22 protein-coding genes are annotated in these 19,250 nt (G+C 59.6%); 17 read left to right on the top strand and 5 right to left on the bottom strand.

The window, feature by feature from the left end; translation table 11 throughout:
• The first annotated feature begins 14 nt into the window (after positions 1-14).
• From GC127_RS03210 to GC127_RS03195, 4 genes are read left to right on the top strand one after another with little or no spacing between them, the layout of a single operon-like run.
• The gene (locus GC127_RS03210; RefSeq protein WP_151976413.1) at positions 15-305 is read left to right on the top strand and encodes a hypothetical protein; all 291 of its coding nucleotides are present in this window, start codon (positions 15-17) and stop codon (positions 303-305) included.
• Positions 305-1,009 carry an SCO family protein gene (locus tag GC127_RS03205; RefSeq protein ID WP_151976411.1) on the top strand — a complete coding sequence of 235 codons (705 nt, stop codon included), beginning with the start codon at positions 305-307 and terminating at the stop codon, positions 1,007-1,009. Before GC127_RS03210 ends, GC127_RS03205 begins: the two co-directional genes overlap by 1 nt.
• Complete coding sequence (locus GC127_RS03200; RefSeq protein ID WP_114276290.1) at positions 1,006-1,497, top strand: hypothetical protein; 492 nt, start codon at positions 1,006-1,008, stop codon at positions 1,495-1,497. Before GC127_RS03205 ends, GC127_RS03200 begins: the two co-directional genes overlap by 4 nt.
• Positions 1,494-2,234: a cytochrome c biogenesis CcdA family protein gene (locus GC127_RS03195; protein WP_199861169.1), complete on the top strand. Its 741-nt coding sequence runs from the start codon at positions 1,494-1,496 to the stop codon at positions 2,232-2,234. Before GC127_RS03200 ends, GC127_RS03195 begins: the two co-directional genes overlap by 4 nt.
• Here GC127_RS03195 and GC127_RS03190 read toward each other — a convergent pair.
• The 5 genes from GC127_RS03190 to GC127_RS03170 form a co-directional block, all read right to left on the bottom strand.
• Positions 2,231-3,340 (bottom strand): permease, encoded by a 1,110-nt coding sequence (locus GC127_RS03190; protein ID WP_151976409.1) that lies wholly within the window; start codon positions 3,338-3,340, stop codon positions 2,231-2,233. The two genes, GC127_RS03195 and GC127_RS03190, sit on opposite strands and share 4 nt — an antisense overlap.
• A gap of 81 nt (positions 3,341-3,421) precedes the next feature.
• Positions 3,422-4,186 (bottom strand): MauE/DoxX family redox-associated membrane protein, encoded by a 765-nt coding sequence (locus tag GC127_RS03185; protein WP_199861168.1) that lies wholly within the window; start codon positions 4,184-4,186, stop codon positions 3,422-3,424.
• Positions 4,187-4,208: 22 nt separating this feature from the next.
• Complete coding sequence (locus GC127_RS03180) at positions 4,209-5,078, bottom strand: DUF305 domain-containing protein (protein WP_151976407.1); 870 nt, start codon at positions 5,076-5,078, stop codon at positions 4,209-4,211.
• A gap of 108 nt (positions 5,079-5,186) precedes the next feature.
• Positions 5,187-5,609, bottom strand: coding sequence for a Cu(I)-responsive transcriptional regulator (cueR, locus tag GC127_RS03175; protein ID WP_151976405.1), 423 nt, complete (start codon positions 5,607-5,609; stop codon positions 5,187-5,189).
• A gap of 19 nt (positions 5,610-5,628) precedes the next feature.
• Positions 5,629-8,136 (bottom strand): heavy metal translocating P-type ATPase, encoded by a 2,508-nt coding sequence (locus tag GC127_RS03170; RefSeq protein WP_151976403.1) that lies wholly within the window; start codon positions 8,134-8,136, stop codon positions 5,629-5,631.
• Positions 8,137-8,274: 138 nt separating this feature from the next.
• On the opposite strand from GC127_RS03170, the gene GC127_RS03165 reads away from it, so the two are divergent.
• The 13 genes from GC127_RS03165 (at position 8,275) to GC127_RS03100 (ending at position 19,206) form a co-directional block, all read left to right on the top strand.
• On the top strand, positions 8,275-8,484 hold the full coding sequence (locus GC127_RS03165) for a heavy-metal-associated domain-containing protein (protein ID WP_151976401.1): 210 nt from the start codon (positions 8,275-8,277) through the stop codon (positions 8,482-8,484).
• Between the two features lie 282 nt (positions 8,485-8,766).
• Positions 8,767-9,081, top strand: coding sequence for a hypothetical protein (locus GC127_RS03160; protein ID WP_151976399.1), 315 nt, complete (start codon positions 8,767-8,769; stop codon positions 9,079-9,081).
• Between the two features lie 73 nt (positions 9,082-9,154).
• A complete protein-coding gene (locus GC127_RS03155) occupies positions 9,155-9,376 on the top strand; it encodes a hypothetical protein (RefSeq protein WP_226892491.1) in 222 nt (73 codons plus the stop codon).
• Positions 9,376-10,839: a TolC family protein gene (locus tag GC127_RS03150; RefSeq protein ID WP_151976397.1), complete on the top strand. Its 1,464-nt coding sequence runs from the start codon at positions 9,376-9,378 to the stop codon at positions 10,837-10,839. Before GC127_RS03155 ends, GC127_RS03150 begins: the two co-directional genes overlap by 1 nt.
• An 11-nt stretch (positions 10,840-10,850) precedes the next feature.
• Positions 10,851-12,209 carry a multicopper oxidase family protein gene (locus GC127_RS03145; RefSeq protein ID WP_151976395.1) on the top strand — a complete coding sequence of 453 codons (1,359 nt, stop codon included), beginning with the start codon at positions 10,851-10,853 and terminating at the stop codon, positions 12,207-12,209.
• 46 nt (positions 12,210-12,255) lie between these two features.
• Positions 12,256-12,969 carry a copper-binding protein gene (locus GC127_RS03140; protein WP_008282872.1) on the top strand — a complete coding sequence of 238 codons (714 nt, stop codon included), beginning with the start codon at positions 12,256-12,258 and terminating at the stop codon, positions 12,967-12,969.
• A gap of 104 nt (positions 12,970-13,073) precedes the next feature.
• A complete protein-coding gene (locus GC127_RS03135) occupies positions 13,074-13,547 on the top strand; it encodes a copper oxidase (RefSeq protein ID WP_151976393.1) in 474 nt (157 codons plus the stop codon).
• Between the two features lie 55 nt (positions 13,548-13,602).
• Entirely contained in the window at positions 13,603-13,995 is a 393-nt protein-coding gene (locus GC127_RS03130; protein WP_151976608.1) for a transposase, read from the top strand.
• A 5-nt stretch (positions 13,996-14,000) separates the two neighbouring features.
• Positions 14,001-14,354: an IS66 family insertion sequence element accessory protein TnpB gene (tnpB, locus tag GC127_RS03125; RefSeq protein WP_151976606.1), complete on the top strand. Its 354-nt coding sequence runs from the start codon at positions 14,001-14,003 to the stop codon at positions 14,352-14,354.
• A gap of 54 nt (positions 14,355-14,408) precedes the next feature.
• Positions 14,409-15,965 (top strand): IS66 family transposase, encoded by a 1,557-nt coding sequence (locus tag GC127_RS03120; RefSeq protein WP_151976391.1) that lies wholly within the window; start codon positions 14,409-14,411, stop codon positions 15,963-15,965.
• Between the two features lie 51 nt (positions 15,966-16,016).
• Complete coding sequence (locus GC127_RS03110) at positions 16,017-17,414, top strand: ABC transporter transmembrane domain-containing protein (RefSeq protein WP_254699978.1); 1,398 nt, start codon at positions 16,017-16,019, stop codon at positions 17,412-17,414.
• 14 nt (positions 17,415-17,428) lie between these two features.
• Positions 17,429-17,869 carry a cytochrome c gene (locus GC127_RS03105; RefSeq protein WP_254699977.1) on the top strand — a complete coding sequence of 147 codons (441 nt, stop codon included), beginning with the start codon at positions 17,429-17,431 and terminating at the stop codon, positions 17,867-17,869.
• Between the two features lie 95 nt (positions 17,870-17,964).
• Positions 17,965-19,206 (top strand): sialidase family protein, encoded by a 1,242-nt coding sequence (locus tag GC127_RS03100; RefSeq protein ID WP_254699976.1) that lies wholly within the window; start codon positions 17,965-17,967, stop codon positions 19,204-19,206.
• The last annotated feature ends 44 nt before the right edge of the window (positions 19,207-19,250 follow it).

Here is a 19,250-nt window from a genome sequence, read left to right as displayed (position 1 = left end):
GAAGGATTTTCCGGATGACCGACATATCATCTTCCAACGATGCGGGTGCCGCCGACATCGAAAGCGCAGGCAACTGGCCCCGGTGGTTGACGCGCAGACGATTGCTGTTCGTCGGTGCGGCAACCGTGATGGGCGGCGGCATGGCTCTGAACTGGGGATGGCTCACCGCGATCGGGCTCGCGCCTGTCCTGGTCTCACTGGCACCCTGTGCCGTGATGTGCGGGCTTGGTCTGTGCATGAAGGGCGGGTCCGGCGGGAAATGCAACGATGCGGGTAGTGGCACGCCCGATCAATCCGAAAGGTGATGCAGTTGATTATCTATCTGACCCGGCGCGCCGCCTTGGTCACACTTGCGGCCACGATCTCCTTTCCGGCCTCCGCCGATCATCCGGGTGAAAATCTGGATGCGCGGATGTTCGAGATGGAGCCATACTTCCAGGCCATCGACGCAGCACAGGCCCCGGATTTCGAGTTGCGGAATGCGGAGGGCAATCCTGTGCGCTTGGCGGATTTCAGCGAAAGGGTCGTCATCCTGCATTTCATCTACGCCAACTGCCCGGATCTCTGCCCGCTCCATGCGGAAAAGATCGCGGCGGTCCAGGCTTCGATCAACGACGGGCCGATGAGCGATCTGGTGCAATTCATCTCGATCACGACCGATCCCGTGAATGACACGCCGGACGTTCTGCGCGACTACGCGGACCGGCATGGGCTCGATCCGAGCAACTGGGTCATTCTGACCAAACGGCCCGATCAGAGTGACGACGCGACGCGCCTTGTGGCGCGGGACTATGGGCTCGAGTTCACCACGACCGCCGACAGCGACATGATGATGCACGGTGCGGTCACCCATGTCGTGGATATCGGCGGGCGGTTTGCCGCAAAGTTCCATGGCATGGATTTCAAGAATGTGAACCTGATCCTCTATGTCAGCGAGTTGATCAACAATGCCCAGCATCGACGCCGGGAACGCAGTTGGTGGGACCGGGTGACAGGGGTGTTTCAATGAGTGTCACCGCGACTGGCGTCAGGCTGTCCTCGACAGACGGAATTTCACTGACAGCCCTGCGTCGGTATTTTTCGGTAATCATCCCGGCCAATCTGATCTGGGAGTTCGCCCACATGCCGCTCTACACGATCTGGAACGAGGGCACCTGGGGTGAGATCGTCTTCGCCGCGGTTCATTGCACGGGTGGCGACATCCTGATTGCCATGAGCGCGCTGGTGCTCGCCTTGATGATGTCGGGCCGAGGCTGGCCCATTGTCGCTTCGACGCGACGCTCGGTAACCGTCCTGACGGTGGTGTTCGGGTTGGGATATACGCTGTTCAGCGAATGGCTCAACATCGTGATCCGCGCGGCCTGGGCCTATTCAGACCTGATGCCGATCATTCCGATTCTCGATGCAGGGTTGTCGCCGGTACTGCAATGGATCGTAATCCCGCTGATTGCCTTCTGGTGGGCATCACGGCCCTTTAGCGGACATGGAAACGCATGATGGATATTTCCGGCATCGGCATCTTCGCGGCCTTTCTGGCGGGGGCCATTTCGTTCCTGTCACCCTGCGTCCTGCCACTGGTTCCGGGCTATGTTTCCTACATCGCAGGCCAGCCGGGTTTGCGCACGACACGGTCGGTCGGTCTGCGGGCGCGCGCCGGGGCACTGGGCCTAAGCACCTGCTTCGTTCTGGGGTTTTCGACGGTTTTCGTCGCCCTCGGGGCCGGGGCCAGCGCGATCGGATCATTGCTGCTGACATGGCGCATCGAGCTGAACTATCTGGGCGGCGCGATCATCATCCTGTTCGGACTGGTCATGCTGGGTGTCTTTCGTCTGGATGCCTTCTCGCGCGACACCCGCTTCACACTCGACATTCCGGGGGGTCGCCCGCTTGGAGCCTACGTCCTGGGCTTGGCTTTCGCCTTTGGTTGGACCCCCTGCATCGGACCGATCCTTGGCGCGATCCTGACACTCAGTTCTACTTCCGGCGGCATGTCGGACGGAATCTGGCTGCTGTCGATCTATTCCGCCGGGCTGGGCGTGCCGTTCCTGCTGGCAGCGCTGTTCACCGACGCCATCGCCGCGCGGGTCAGACAGATCGGCAAGGCCGGTCGCTGGCTCTACAAAGGCGCAGGCGTCGCCATGATCATCATGGGCGTTGCCATCATGACCGGCCAATTGTCCCGGTTTGCCTACTGGCTTCTGGGAACGTTTCCATTCCTGGCCTCAATCGGCTAGTTTTCCTTGGCATTTCTGAGGTGAAGCCAGATTAGTACTGCCCCGATCACGAGAAAGATCAGGTTGAGGAAGAACGTGTAGTCGATGCTGAACCGGACCATTTCCTGAAGCGACGGCCGCTCGGTCGGGATCATCCCGACGAGAGCGAACAGGTAATGCACCGTAATTCCCGCCGCGACCATGCACAGGTACAGCGAGCCTGAAAGATAGAGCGCATACTGCGAGCCATAATATTTTGCGTGCACCCAGATCACCGTGGCAGCAACAAGATCGGCTCCGAGAAAGGCGATCACGCCTCCGAACGACGCGTCACGCGACCAGAGCATCGCGGCCAAGGGGACATTGACCATCGACCCGATGAAGGTGAAGAAGGCCACGACGGGTGCCACCAGCGCGTTTTCAAGAACGATCAGGAAGCCCGGCGCGTCCTGCGCACCGCCATCTCCGACCAGGAAGATCGCGTTCCAGAAGCTCTGCGGCACAATGACGGAAATGAAACCCGCGACCGTGAAGCCGAAGAGGATCTCCTTCCAGACTATCTTCCATTCCATGAAGAAAGCGCGGGCGATCCGGTCCCATCGTTCGCGCGACAGCAGCTTGTCGCGGAACGATCCCCCCATGGTCTGGTCCATGTCCATACCCTCGTCGGACTGAGCCTTCGCCGCATGCTCTTTTGCGCTTTCGACAAGCGCCCACGGAAACCATATCAGGGTGAGGGCATAGGCGTAGATCGTCATCAGGACGCCGAGCAGGAAATTCGCCACCATGAATTTCCAGCCCAGCAGGACCAGAAGGACGATTCCAAGCTCGATCACCAGATTTGTCGATGAAATCAGGAAGGCGATCGAATTGACCGGATGCGCACCCTTCACCAGAATCGAACGCGACGCGGCAAGAGCCGCGAAGGAACAGGACGACGACACAAAACCAAAGAAGCCGACAATGCCTGCCTTCCTGGCGCCGCGATCGCCAAGAACACGCGCCATCTGATCCCGTGTCACGAAAATCTGGATGCCTGCGGAGATGATATACCCGAAGATCAGCGCCCAGAGCGCCTTCCAGAGCATGCCCGCCCCGGTCGTGAATGCTTCGATTATCTGGTCCAATCAGCTTTTTTCGCAGTGCTGCCTGACCTGCGCTCCTACCGGGAGAACGAGTCTGAAGGATGTGAAAACGGCACCCGCCTTTCAGCCGATCAGATAGACCCTGATAGGCATCCAAATCCCCACGACCATCATCATCAGATTTTCCGTGAGCGAGACAAAGCCAAGCGGCACATTGCTGTCACCACCGACGCAGGCGCATTTCAATTCACGCTTGTCGATATAGACCGCCTTGAAAACCGATACTGCGCCAACGGTGCCGATGAACAAGGCCACCGGTGCCGAAAGCCAGGTCAGCGCCCCGGCGACCATGAGGATACCTGCGAAAGCCTCTCCGAACGGATAGATTTTGCCATATCGCACCCACCGACGCGCCAGCAGGTCGTAGTTCAGGAACATGGTCGAAAAGCTTTCGACATCCTGAAGTTTTTGTACGGCCAGAAAGCACATCGAGATCGAGATGAACCATTCCAGGGCGCGCAGGGTGAAAATGTTCTCGAAGCTGTACCACGACAAACCGAGCGCCATCAGGAACGCGACGGCAAAGATCGTGATCACCGGCTGGTAGGACGTGTCCGAGCGTTCGTCTTCGGGCGCATCGATGCCGAAATGGACCCGAAGGTCATCATATCCGCCGATCCGCTCGTCCCCGATCCAGGTTTGCGGTGTGGTTTCGACGCCGTGCTCTTCCATGAACGCGTCGGTTTCCTCACGCGTGGTCAAAGGGTGATCCTCGACTTCGAAACCCTTGCGCTCCAGCAGGTCCTTGGATTTGAGCCCATAGGGACAAAGGTGGTCGGGCATCACCATCCGGTAAAGCTTGGCTGTCTGGGTTGTGTCTCTTGGCATGTCATATCCTCCGTTTCAGGGTTCAGGCGTCGCAGCCGTAATAGCCGCGATAGCCTGCCCGCAGGCCGGCATCGAGTTCGAGCACGAGGTTGGCGTCCTGCACTTCGCCACTGTTCTCCAGCGCCGCAGCCCCGTCCGGCGCACTGAGGCTTACGGACATTCCTTCGGTGCTCAGGGTGCCGGTTGCGTCGGTTGAACCAAGACGCACCAGGTCGCCGCTGATCTTTGCCAGCGCCGCCGGGGCACCGTCGATCTGTCCTGCGGCAAGCACAGGTTTGCTGGTCGTGGTATACCTGAAGGTGCAGATGGCCCCATCCGGGAAAAGCTGCGCGATCTCATCGCCGGTCAGGAATTCCAGATCAAGGATGGCGATTTCGGCGGATGAGAGTGCCTCGTTCAGATCGACGATGCGTGCCGGACGATCAGGGCCCTCATTAGACGCGTCACCATTCGTGTCGATGTCATTCACCAGATACCGCATCTCGGCGATTTCCTTGTCCTGGGCAAAGATGATCTCGTCGGCCAGTTTGCGCACCCGCGGGTCGGAAATGTTGGCGCGGCTCGATGTCATGATCGCGATCGAATGGTGCGGGATCATTGCCTTCATGTAGCTGGTATCGCCCACGGTCACCTGGCTCCGGACCAGCCAGAGGGATCCGGCAAACACCACGGCGCCGCCAATAAAGATGGCAGCGTTGATCGCCTTGCTGGAGTACATCGACAGCATGAAGCCCAGCATGATGATCGCCATTGTGGCCCCCATCAGCACGGCCATATAGGCGCGTGTTTCGGACCAGAAGATATGGCTCAGCAGATAGGTGTTGAGATACATCAGGATGAACATCACCACCGTGGATGTGGCGATCATCGCGAAAAAGCGTAGGTATGTCATTGGCGACCTCCAGTCTCGAAAAATTGATGTCCTATATAAGGAACAACATTGCTGCGCTGGAATGTTCCACCGCTTTCCGGGAAGGTACGGTTTTTGCGAACGTCGGAGCTACCGGGAAGCCTTGCCAATGTTGCCCGCCGCCTTTTGTTCCATCGCCAGATCGGCCAAGATGGGGCAATCGGGGCGGTGATCACCCGCGCATGCATCCACAAGATGCGACAGCGTCGCGCGCATTTCGGTCAGTTCGGCGATCTTGCTGTCAATCCGATCAAGATGCTCTTCGGCAATCTGCTTTACCTCGGCACTGGCGCGGTCAGTATCGGCATAAAGCTTCAGCAGGCTCCGGCAATCCTCGATGGTGAATCCAAGGGCGCGGGCGCGGCCTAGAAAGGCGAGCTTGTGCACGTCGCTCTGCCGGAAGCTGCGATAGCCATTTGAACTGCGCAGCGGCTCAACAAGACCGATGTCTTCATAGTAGCGGATCGTTTTGGCGGGAAGGCCGGAAAGATCGGCCACATCTCCGATGTTCATGATCGTTTCCTCCTAAAGTTCATTCAGCTGGAACTGGGGATGCCGAGGCTTCGGAGACGGGGCGCGCCGTCTCGTCCATCGCCGGGCGCACGCGGCGCAGCCGCAGCGCATTCGTCAGCACGAAGACAGAGCTGAGTGCCATCGCACCCGCCGCCAGAACCGGTGAGAGCAAAAGGCCTGACACCGGATAAAGCACGCCCGCCGCAACCGGGATCAGCGCGACATTGTAGCCAAATGCCCAGAACAGGTTCTGGCGGATGTTGCGCATGGTGCTCCGCGACACCTCGAGGGCGTTCACGACGCCGCGCAGATCGCCGGACATCAGCACCACATCTGCGGATTCGATGGCCACGTCTGTACCGGTGCCGATGGCGATACCCACGTCCGAATGGGCAAGCGCGGGTGCGTCGTTGATCCCGTCGCCAACGAACGCGATGCGCTTGCCCGCGCCGCGCAGATCGTCGAGCGCCGCCACCTTACCGTCGGGCAGAACGCCAGCGATCACATGGTCGATGCCGATTTCGCGGGCGATAGCCTCTGCCGTTTCGCGCTTGTCACCGGTGATCATGGCGACCTTCAGTCCCTGTGCGTGCAATGCGCGGATTGCAGCGGCGCTGGACGGCTTCACCGGATCGGACACCGCGATGACGGCGGCGACACGACCGTCGATCGCCACGAAAAGTGCGGTGCGGCCCTGTTCGGCCAGCCGACGCTCCTCGTCGGCCAGATCGCTGATTGTCAGCCCCTCGCGGGTCATCAGGCGGTCGGCCCCGACAAGCACCTCGCGGCCCGCCACTTTTGCCCGCACGCCGTGGCCGGTGATGGATTCAAAATCCTTGGCGTCATGCCGCGCGACGCCCTCAACCTTTGCCGCGCGCACAATCGCCTCGGCGATCGGGTGTTCCGATTGCGCCTCGACAGCGGCGACAAGCGCCAGCACCTCGGTGCGGTCAAAGCTGTCCACAAGCACGAGATCTGTCAGTTCCGGGCGGCCCTGGGTCACCGTTCCGGTCTTGTCCAGCGCCACAACATCAACGCTGGATAGCTGTTGCAACGCGTCGCCCTTGCGAAAGAGCACGCCCATCTCGGCGGCACGTCCCGTGCCGACCATGATCGACGTTGGCGTGGCAAGACCCATCGCGCAGGGGCAGGCGATGATTAGTACGGATACGCCAGCCACCAGCGCAAATGACAGCGCGGGCGAAGGACCGACCAACAGCCAGACAATCACCGTCAACAGCGCCAATGCCATGACCGCGGGCACGAACCACAGGGTGATCCGGTCCACCAGCCCTTGGATCGGCAGCTTGGCGCCCTGCGCCTCTTCGACCATCCGGATGATCTGGGCCAGCGTCGTGTCGGCACCCACACGCGTCGCGCTAAACCGGAAGGCACCGCTGCCGTTGACGGTGCCGCCGGTGACGGGATCGCCCACGGATTTGGCGACCGGCACCGGTTCGCCGGTGATCATACTCTCATCCACACGGGCACTGCCTTCGGTCAGTTCACCATCCACTGCGATCCGCTCGCCAGGGCGCACGATCAGAATGTCGCCAGCGACGATGCGGTCGATGGCCACATCCTGCGGCTCCCCGTCAACCAGCACACGGGCCGTCTTTGCCTGAAGGCCCATCAGCTTCTGGATCGCAGCCCCGGTCCGGCCCTTGGCGCGGGCCTCCAGCCAGCGGCCCAGAAGGATCAGCACCACGATGACGGCCGCTGCCTCGAAATAGACCGCGCGCGATCCCGCGGGCAGCAGCGTCGGTGCGAAAAGCGCCACAAGTGAATAGATGTAGGCCGCCGATGTGCCAACCGCGACAAGGCTGTTCATGTCCGGCGCGCCTTTCAACAGTGCCGGGAAACCGCGTGTGTAGAAAGCACGTCCTGGCCAGAGCAGGACTGCCGTGGTCAACACGAACTGGATCATCCAGCTGGCCCGATGGCCGATGGTGTCGCCGATGAGACCGTGCATCCCGGGGATCAGATGTGCGCCCATCTCGAGCAAAAACACGGGCAGGGCGAGGGTCGCCGCCACGACAGTCCGGCGAGCCAGAACCCGTGCCTCTTCGTTCTTGCGGGCTCCTGCGTCTTCCGATGAACTGTCTTCGGCCTGCGTGGCGGGGTAACCCGCGTCGCTGGCCGCCTTGATGAGGTCGGCAACCGCGACTGCGCCCTCCAGATAGCTGACAGTAGCGGTTTCCGAGGCCAGGTTGACGTTCACGTCCAGCACGCCCGGCAGCACTGCCAGTGCCTTGTCCACCCGACCGACGCACGAGGCACAGGACATGGATGAAATGTTCAGACGTACGCTCCGGCTCCGGGCCGGATAGCCGATCTCCTGAAGGGTCGTGGCGATTTCGGCGATGCGCTCCGGTGCGTCGATCTGCGCCTGGGCGGTCTCGTTGGCGAGATTGACACGGACATCGCTGACCCCCGGCAGAGCCGTGAGGCCACGTTCCACGCGCCCGACGCAGGAAGCGCAGGACATGTTTTGCAGGGAAAGCCGAAGGGTGCGCGGATCCGACATGAGAATCTCCTTGTTCTGATACTCCTGCAGATAGGGCCTCCAGTTACTGGAAGGTCAACAGGCATGTAGAATAAAATTCTGGCCATTGACCTTCCCGCGCCGGAACGCCTTACATGCATGTCGTCAAAGGAGATTGCGATGTTCAAATTCAGCGTACCGAACATAAGTTGCGGCCATTGTACCGCTTCCATCCAAAAGGCCATTATGGCGGCCGACCCAGATGCAACGGTTTCGTGCGATCTGACTGCACGTATCGTCGACGTCGACAGCACTCTGGATGAAACTGCATTGGCCGCAGCGATCAGCGATGCGGGCTACAGGTCTGAGAAGCTGGCAGAGGTTCAGTAGCCAAGATGCGTCAGCAACGCTCCGCTGGACGGAGATAGTGGCTCTCTCTCTATGTCGCTGATATGCAACACTCTCTGACAGCAGCGGCCAAAACTCGCCTGTTTAAAAAAAAGCGACAAACCTTCCTGCGCAGGACGGATTGACTGTACTGCATCGCTCTCCGATATTCGCGGCATGAGCCTCCGAGTTTTCATGTCAAGCTGGTTAAGGGCGTTTACGTGCATTGCGTTTGCGCTGGCGTTGGTATTGTCACCACCTTCTGCCGCTCACGCGGCGTCCGGCATGCATGACGGACATCAAGCCAAGTCTGTTGGTGTCGTTGGTGCTGCCATGACTCATGACACCGGAAGCGATGCGCATCACGCGCATGAGAAGCTTGGGGTCGCAAGCGACATCGACATCGCAGCGTCCGACAAGGATGGCAAAGAGCAACAATCCCAAGAGTGTTGCAACGGCATCTGTATTTCTGTCGTCTTCATCGAAGACACCAGGATTAGAGCAGAGCCGGTTGGTACAAGTGAATATGTCATTCTGGACGGTCGAACGTATTCGGTAGAAACAGCAGGGTTTCTTCGGCCCCCTCGATTCCTGATCTGAACCGGCGCCCAAATCGGGTGTGAGCCTTGCGCAGATTCTGCGTGAGACAACGTTCACCAATCAGGTTACTTTCATGAAAATTCATCTACTTATGGGGGCTTCGGCCCTCGGGCTTGGCGCATGCGCCTATGAGCCCACCCCGTTGCCGTCCGTCGCGACCCAACAGGCCGTCGTCAACACGGCAGTTTCATCGCCGATCAGCTATCAGGACCCCTTGGCGGGCTACACCTACCGCGGCCCCACAGGTCCCCGCGACTGGCGTTCCGTCAATCAAGAACAGACGGAGGGCAACTGATGCGGGTATCGAAGTTTCCGCTGGTTTTCGGCTTTCCGCTAATCTTAGGTGCCTGTGCTACAGCTGTACCAGGCATCTACACGGAACCAAAAGCTGGCTTCGCCAATATTTCCAGCCAGGTCACACCAGCCATCGGCAAACGGACAGCCTTCGCCGAAACCCAGGCCGAAAACGAGGCCTTGAAGAAGCAGGTGCACGCAATGGTGCACCGCAAGACCATTTCGGCGGACACCGCCGTTCAGGTCGCGCTTCTGAACAACAAAGGGTTGCAGGCGTCCTATGCGAACGTTGGCCTATCGGCCGCAGAGGCCTGGCAGCAATCGACGCCGGAAAACCCGATCGTGTCGATTGGTATACTGGGCATCGGTGCGCCCGAACTGGGTGCCTACAGGGCGATCGAGGGACTGATCCGGTCGAACGTGCTCGGTGCCACCACTCGCAAGCAGCGTACGGCCATTGCAGACGCAAACTTCCGGCAGGCTCAACTGAGCGCCGTGAACGACACACTCGCACTGGCCAATCAGACGCGGAAGGCATGGGTCGATGCCGTAGCCGCCTTCGAGGCTGTGAGTTATCTCCGCCGTGCGAAAGCGACGTCTGACGCCGGATCGGAATTAGCGATGAGACTGGGCGAGACCGGCGCGCTTAACACAGCCGGGCAGGCCCGTGAACAGGCATTCAATGCCGAACTCGCCGGACAACTTGCCCAGGCACGCTTGAATGCTACCCGGTCCAAAGAGCAGCTGACCAGGCTCATGGGGCTGTGGGGCACCGAAGTCGACTATTATGTGCCCGATGCCCTTCCTGCGCTGCCGCGTTCCGTCGGCCGTGTGACTGACATCGAAGCGAAAGCATTGCGAAATCGGGTTGATCTGCGCGTTGCCAAACTTGGCCTGGAAGCACAGGCCAAGGCTTTTGGTCTGACTGATCAGACTCGCATTATCAGCGATCTCGAATTCATTGCCGGGTTCGAAGCGGAGCGGGAAATTGAGGACCGAGAAACGGAGACCGTGACCACCCCTCAGGTGGAGGTGGAGTTCGCAATCCCGATCTACGACACCGGGAAGGCACGGATGCGCAAGGCGGAATTGTCGTACCTGCAAGCAGCCAACGTGCTGGCAGAAAGAGCCGTCAACGTCCGGTCCGAAGCGCGTGGTGCTGAAGCCTCCTATCACGCCGCGTATAAGATCGCCCGCCACTATCGCGACGTTCTGGTGCCGCTACGCACGACCGTCGAAGAAGAGGGGCTGCTGTCTTATAACGGCATGATCACCAACACTTTCGAGCTGCTGACAGACGTGCGCGAGAAACTGGGCGCATCACTGGAAGCGGCAAACGCAAAACGCGAATTCTACATGGCACAGGCTGATCTGACCGCTGCGATCTATGGCGGCGGCGAAGGCGGTGGCGGTGCTGGTGGAGAAGGCGCGACACTTGCCGCCGGTGGCGGCGCAGGACACTGAAAGGAACTGACATGCTAAATAGACGTCAATTACTCGGAGCCGGCGCGGCAGGTGCAACGCTGGTCTCTTCGAAAGCCTGGGGTCAAACCCTGAACATGGGCCTGCCCGAAGCTGCCCAAATGGATAGCGCAGCAACGGCGATCACGGCGCGTCCTAGTACCGGGCCGGACTACACACCTGTGGTCACATTGAACGGGTGGACCCTGCCGCACCGGATGAACAACGGGGTGAAAGAATTTCACCTCGTGGCCGAACCGGTAGAACGCGAGCTTGCCGACGGCATGATCGCGCATTTGTGGGGCTACAACGGCCAATCCACCGGCCCGACGATCGAAGCAGTCGAAGGCGACCGGGTGCGCATCTACGTCACCAATAAGCTGCCGGAAGGCACAACGGTGCACTGGCACGGGCTCATTCTTCCCTCAGGCATGGATGGGGTCTCCGGGTTGAGCCATCCAAGCATCCCGCCGGGCAAAACCTTCGTCTACGAATTCGACTTGGTGAAGTCCGGAACGTTCATGTACCACCCCCACGGCGATGAAATGACCCAGATGGCGATGGGGATGATGGGCATGTTCGTGGTCCACCCCAAGGATCCCACATTCATGCCGGTGGATCGTGATTTCCTGATCATGCTGAATGCCTTCGACATCGATCCGGGTACCTATGTACCCCGCATCATGACGATGACGGATTTCAACCTTTGGACCTGGAACAGCCGGATCTTCCCCGACATCGATCCGCTGGTCGTGAACAAGGGCGACCGGGTGCGAGTACGGGTTGGGAACCTTACGATGACGAACCACCCGATCCATATGCACGGCTATGACTTCAAGGTCACCTGCACGGATGGCGGCTGGGTGCCGCCTGAAGCACAGTGGCCGGAGGTCAGCATCGACATTCCCGTAGGTGCGATGCGCGCCTACGAATTCGTCGCCGATCATCTGGGAGATTGGGCGATCCATTGCCACAAATCGCACCATACGATGAACGCCATGGGCCATGACGTGCCGACGTTCATCGGGGTGAACAAGAAGCCGCTGACCCAGAAGATCCGTCAATTCCAGCCGGAATACATGCCGATGGGCATGTCCGGCATGGGGGACATGGCAAAAATGGAAATGCCGCTACCCGACAATACCATCCCGATGATGACGGGTTGGGGCCCGTACGGACCCATCGAGATGGGCGGCATGTTTTCGGTCGTGAAGGTGCGGGACGGCATCGACGCGGACGATTACTCCGATCCCGGCTGGTACGAGAATCCTCCGGGCGAGATGGCCTACGAATGGACCGGCGAATTACCCGAATTTGCCTCCAACAACAGCCCCAAGACCATTCTCACACCGAAACCAACCTCGAAGGGCTGAGCGGCCCTTCGTCATCCCCAACCGAACCAACCTACAGGACAATAAAATGCAAAAGATACTTCTCAGCACGGCCATCACTCTCACACTTGCCACGGGCGCTTATGCATCTCCCGGGCATACCAGCAAAGCTGAAACGGCGGCACCGCAGATGGACATCGGTGTCCCTGGTGACGCCGCCAAGGTGGACCGCACAATCGACGTCACTTTGCTCGAAAACGATGAGGGCCAGATGCTGATCGAGAGTGAGCCGATGAATATCAAGGAGGGCGAAACCATCCGCTTCAACATCACCAACAAGGGTGAGCTGGAGCATGAATTCGTCCTCGACACGGTAGAGCGGAATGCCGAGCACAAGATCGAAATGGCCAAGATGGATATGGAACACGACGATCCGAACCGTATCCGTCTCGATGCGGGCGCGTCGGGTGAGGTTGTCTGGACTTTCGCGAATTCTGGTACGTTCGAAGCGGCGTGCCTGATCCCTGGCCACTACGAATCCGGCATGCACCGTGAGGTCGCAGTCGGTGACCAGATGGCCCAAGCTGACGTGGAATACACGAGCGGGACCATCAAGAAAATCGACGCCAAGGCCGGCAAGGTCACAATCATCCACGGCCCTCTGGTCAACCTCGATATGCCCGCGATGACCATGGTGTTTCGCGCCGACGAAGCAATGATGGCCAAGATGGCGGAAGGTCAGGGCATCGAATTCGTCGCTGACCGGGTCAAGGGTAAACTGACCGTCACGCAGATGAAGTAACTACAAACAATGGGGTCGGGGGTAAACACTCCGGCCCCATCGCCTTGATCGCTTGGCCCAACAAGAAGATCCCATAAAATCAAGCGCTACGGAGGTAGCCGAGCATGACGAATTTCCTGAGAACCTGCACCATCGCCCTTGCGCTCGTCCTTCCGGCTTTTTCAGTGGGCGCTTCCAGTGGCAAGGGCCAGCAGCCTCACGCCCGAGCCTTCGAAGTGCCTGGCCATGATCCGATCGGGAAACCCGGTGATGGCTCCTCAATCGACACGACGATTGAATTGTCCATCAGGGAGACAGAAAGCGGCTACATGCTTTTCGAGCCGGACGCACTCCACATCGAGAGCGGTTCAGTTATCCGCTTTTTGATCAGCAATCTGGGCGGACTGGATCACGAGTTTTTTCTCGGCTCCTTTAACGAGGTTGCAGAACACCAGCAGTGGATGCGCGAACATCCCGATATGCAACATGACAACGCCAATTCAGTTTCGATCCCTAGTGGACAAAATGCCGAGTTGATCTGGGAGTTCTTCGATATGACCGTAAGCGCGATCTGGACCCCACCTTCTTCTGATCCATGATTTCTGTGAGTCCGTCCCTGTCTTGGAACAGGGAAGGAGTTTCTCCGTGGAGGATATGCTGGAGTTTTTCCGGTCGGGTGGAGTGGATAGCTCCGCTGTGGGTCGGCGGCGGTGGCCTGACGCGCTCAAGGCGCAAATCGTGGCGGAGACGCTTGAGCCGGGAGCGACGGTTCGCGGTGTTGCCGCGCGCCATGGGCTGCGCGCGAACCGGCTTTCGGAATGGCGGCGTCTTGCGAAGGACGGCAAGCTGGTTCTTCCGGCGGCGGAAGGGCCACCCGGGTTCGCGCCGCTGATGCTGTGCGATGATGGGCATCCCGACGCGCCGCCCGAGGCCACATCGACCGCGGGCGCGCCTTTGATCGAGATCGCGGTTGGCGAGGTATCGATCCGTCTGGACGCGGGCACTTCGGCGGCACGGATTGCCGAGATCGTGCGGGCGGTGGGATGACGGACATGATCATGCCGACGCACAGGGTGCGCATCCTGGTGGCGACGCAGCCGGTGGACTTCCGTAAGGGCCATGACGGGCTGGCCGCTCTGGTGCAGTCGGTTTTGCGGGAGGATCCGTTCACGGGCACGGTGTTCGTGTTCCGCGCGAAGCGGGCCGACCGGTTGAAGATCCTGTTCTGGGATGGGACCGGTTTGGTGATGGCCTACAAGCGCCTGGAGGAGACAACGTTCACCTGGCCTGCGATCAAGGACGGCCTCATGACGTTGAACCGGGCGCAGTTCGAAGCCCTTTTCTCTGGCCTGGACTGGCGCCGGGTGAAGGCGCTGGAGGCACGCCGGCCGGCTGCGGCAGAATGAATCAGGCGACTGATTTGGCGCGCATTTCCAGCCGGTTCGGGGTATGTTCGGGGCATGTCGGCTCTGCCTCATATCGACCTTTCGGCCATCCCCGAGGACCAACGCGATGCAGTCGCCGCGCTGTTGCACGAGACGGTCAGCCTGAAAGAGGTCGTCAAGCGTCTCGAGCACCTGGTGGCCGAACTGAACCATGTCGTGCATGGCAAGACGTCCGAGAAGCTCGACGAGGACGACCGGCAATTGGCGTTCGAGGACCTCAACGTTGCAATCTCCGAGGCCGAGGAACAGAAACAGGATCAAGCGCCCGGCGATGACACGCCGAAACGCAAACGGGTGGCCAGGCGCAACCGTGGCAACCTGCCCACGAACCTGCCGCGGATCGAGCAGGTCGTCGAGCCCGAGAGCCTCGTCTGCCCGTGCGGCTGCGGGCAAATGCACAAGATCGGCGAAGACCGCACCGAGCGGCTGGACATCGTGCCGGCGCAACTGCGCGTGATCGTGACCGTGCGTCCCAAGTATGCCTGCCGCGCCTGCACCGATGGTGTGAAACAGGCTCCGGCCCCGGCGGCCCTGATCGAGGGTGGCCTTCCGACCGAGGGCGCCATCGCCCACGTGCTGGTCAGCAAATATGCCGACCACCTGCCATTATACCGCCAGAGCCAGATGCTCGCCCGGTCGGGTGTCACCATCGACCGCGGCACCCTGGCCGATTGGGTGGGTGTCGCCGCGTTCCACCTGCGGCCCGTCGTTGATCGGCTGGCCGAGCACCTGAAGGCGTCCACCAAGCTGTTCATGGACGAGACCACGGCGCCGGTGCTGGATCCGGGGCGGGGACGGACCAAGACCGGCTATCTCTGGGCACTGGCCCGTGACGACCGCAACTGGGGCGGCGCTGACCCGCCCGGCGTGGTGTTCTTTTACGCCCCGGGTCGGGGCGGGCAGAACGCGGAAACCTTCCTGCGCGGCTTCGACGGGATCCTCCAGCTCGACGGATATACAGGCTACAACCGCCTGACACGCCCCTCCCGCAAGGGCGGCGACCCGATCCGCGTGGCCCATTGTTGGGCGCATGCCCGGCGCAAGCTGAAGGAGGTCTTCGACCGCGATGGCTCCGAGATCGCCGCCGAGGGTCTGCGCCGCGTCGCCGAGATCTACAAGGTCGAGGCCGACATCCGCGGCTGCGCTCCCGGGCAACGCCTCTCGGCCCGACAGGCACGAACGGCCCCGCTGGTCGCGGCGTTCGGCGACTGGCTACAGGAACAGCGGCTTCGGGTCTCGGCCAAGTCCCGCCTCGGCGAGAAGCTGGCCTATATCCATCGCCACTGGGAGGGCCTGCAGACCTTTCTCCGTGACGGCCGCGTCGAGATCGACTCCAACGGCGTCGAAAACCTGATCCGCCCGATCGCTTTGAACAGGAAAAATGCGTTGTTCGCCGGTCACGACAAGGGCGGCAAGGCCTGGGGCCGCATCGCGTCCCTGATCGAAACCGCCAAGATAAACGGCGTCGAGCCCTTCGCCTATCTCAAGGCCACACTCGAGGCCATTGCCGACGGCCATCCGGAAAACCGGATCGACGAACTCCTCCCTTGGAACTTCCAGCCGTCAAGCTGAAAAGCCCGTGGGGCCCAGCTGGCGCTTACATATGACCAACCTGGAGTTCGTATGCTTGATCCCCGGCCACCGGGAAGCGGGCATGTGGGGCGTCATCATCGTGCACGATCACCTTGCGCCGAAATCCAAGGGCTAGACTTTTCAATGTCACTCTTGGACAGGTATCACCTGCTTGTACACGACGTAGCTGCCGCCTTTGGGTACGACTACAACGATGCCACGCCAGACTGGGTTCATCCGTTCATTCATCTCATACTGGTCTTGGCCCCCGCGCTGCTGATCACCGTTGGCTCATATCTTGCTATTCGCGGCATTCTGAAGCTTTGGAAGTACCGCTGCACGCCTGCGATCCACCCAGAGCCCATACGAGGGCTCGAAGGAAGTCTTTTCAGCACCGTCTTGCGCTATTCAAGAAGGCAGCAAGCGTTGATGATCATGGTTAGCCTCATCGCGATGCCTATTCTCTATCTGACCCTGGAACTGCCAAAACAGATCGTGAACAACGCTCTGGATTCCGACCGTTTCCCGATTGTCGTTCTGGGACGAGACCTCGACCAGGTCGTTTTCCTCATACTTCTTTGCGGTCTCTATCTTCTGGCGATCATCCTGAATGGGTTAAACAAATATGGCCTAAACGTCTTCAAAGGGTATGTCGCGGAGCGTTTTCTGCGGCGCTTCCGCCTGCTGGTCTATCGGCAATGGCGCAGCGATGCAGACTCCGGAAACCAAAGCGAGATCGTCCCTATTCTCGCACAGGAAGTCGAGCCCATCGGTGGCTTCGCGGCGGACGTCCTTACGCTGCCAATCCTGCAAGGCGGTACGCTTTTGACGATCCTGTTTTTCATGTTCGTTCAGGACCCTGTCTTGGGTGCCGCAGCACTGACCGTACTGCCGATTCAGCTTGTGCTGCTTCCCAAGCTGCAACGCCGGGTCAACGCGCTTTCGCGCACCAGGATCAAGGAAGTCCGACAACTTGGCAGGCAGCTCAGCGATCAATTGCGCGAACGACAGGTCAATTCGGCCGGGCTGCTGCCAGTGAGTGCAAGTTTTAGAGAGCTTGAGCACGTGCGCAGGAAGATTTTCCGTCTGAAGTTCTTCATCAAGGCCCTCAACAATTTTCTGACCGCGCTAACACCGTTCTTGTTCTATTCTCTAGGCGGATACTTCGTCATCGAAGGTCGCATTACACTCGGCGCGCTGGTGGCCGTCCTGGCAGCACACAAGGACTTCTCGGCACCGCTGAAAGAGCTCTTCAATTACTATCAGACGCTGGAAGACACGCGGATCCGGTACCAGGAAATCACGACCTTTTTCACTGGATCGATTCAGCGATCGGGGAAAGCTCGGGCAGACGATCACAAGCCGGAAAAGGTCCGCGAATTCGAGGAAGCTACACTGAGATACCCGGCTTTGTCTGTGAAGAGACAGGGGGCGATCGCAACATCATGAAGGAGTCCGATAGAATGAGATGGGCCGCGATATTTTTTGCTCTGGTCGCCATTGCTGCGGCGGGATGGTATTTCAAGCAGCAAACAGACTCCCAAACGGGCACCCGGACGGAGGAGCGCAGGGTGCTCCCTGCAGGTGCGCTTGCAACTGTCAAGCTGCCAAGCAGCTTGACCGAGCAGGAGCAAATTGGCGCAAGTGCTTATGATGCGGTCTGTGCCGCCTGCCACGGCCTGAATGGACAGGGTCAGGATGGCGTCGCTCCACCGCTCGTACACAAGATCTATGAGCCGAGCCATCACGGCGACATGGCGTTTGTCCTCGCGGCTCAAAATGGAGTTCGGGCGCATCATTGGAAATTTGGTAACAAGCCAGCGGTTGAAGGCGTGACGCGATCAGATATTCTCGATATCGTGTCTTACATTCGTGCATTGCAGCGTGCCAACGGGATATATTGAGCCGTTTCGACGGTCAAAAGGGTGGAATTGGTTCGCGGGTAACTACCATTCTGTTCGCTGCGACATGGCGACAACTGTTGGGGAAAATTCTCTAGATGAGTAAGTGTCTCGCTGCATCGATCCTGATCCTTGCTGCATTTTTCGGATCTTCCACCGCAACTCATGCCGAGGAAACCGGCCTCTTTAGATTGACCGACCGCGCAGCACCGGTCGGCATCGGCGCCCGTGAACCATCACTTGCAACCTTGCCGGATGGCCGGATCATATTGAGCTGGACAGAAGAAAAAGGAGCCGAATCTGAAGTTCGCATGGCCATCCTCGATGGCAGTGAGTGGTCGGACGCTCGCACAATTCATAAATCGTCAAAGATTTACATCAACTGGGCCGATTTTCCATCGGTAGCGGTGCTGGCTGATGGCGGCCTGGCGGCACAATGGCTTAAACTGAATGGGGAGGGTGATTACCAATATGACGTCAATATCGCTTTTTCTGAAGATGAAGGCAGAAGCTGGACGGAACCGCTTGTTCCCCATGATGACAGATCACAACGCGAGCACGGTTTTGTTTCGTTGGTTCCCGATCAGTTTGGCGGGTTGACGGCGCTGTGGCTGGATGGCCGGGAGTATGACAGTCAAACAGAAGGCGAAAACTTCGAGAATGCGATGCAGCTGCGCGCACGACAGATCAACTCTGATGGAACGATGAAGCCAGAAAGCCTGTTGGACGCGCGCGCTTGTACTTGTTGTCAGACGTCCGCAGCGCGGACCGCTTCGGGCGATATCGTGGTGGTCTATCGTGATCGAACCGCCGATGAAATCCGCGACATTTCGATTGTTCGATCTACCGGAGGGGACTGGACGCAACCCCTCACTGTTCACGACGACGGATGGGAAATTGCCGGCTGCCCCGTAAATGGCCCAGCCGTTGATACGATGGACGACAAGGTGTCCGTTATCTGGTTCACTGCAGCTGGGAATAAACCGGAGGTTTATATCGCGTTTTCGGACGATGGCGGTGCGCAGTTTGACGAACCGCTCCGCATTGACCTCGGCACAGCCGCGGGACGGGTGGATGTTCTGCAAATGCCGGATGGAAGCGCATTGGCGCTCTGGATTGAATATGTGGGAGGCGGTGAAGCGATCGTCATGTGCCACATATCGCGAAGTACCGGATGCGCAGCGCCTCAGGCGCTCCATATCAATCGGGGCGGCGGATCGATCGGTTTTCCCCGAATGGCGCGCGGAGACGCCGGTACGTTTGTGGCCTGGACGCAGCCGACCGGCGGCGGGGATGGGGACACTACAATCCGCATGGTCGAAGTCGCGGTGACTCCATAGGTTTCGAGCATACATCTCAATATCCTATTGCTTGCTTGACGCCG

It is taken from the genome of Roseovarius sp. EC-HK134 (assembly GCF_902498815.1).
Taxonomy (GTDB): Bacteria; Pseudomonadota; Alphaproteobacteria; order Rhodobacterales; family Rhodobacteraceae; genus Roseovarius; species Roseovarius mucosus_A.
This window is presented reverse-complemented; position numbering and strand designations above follow the sequence as displayed.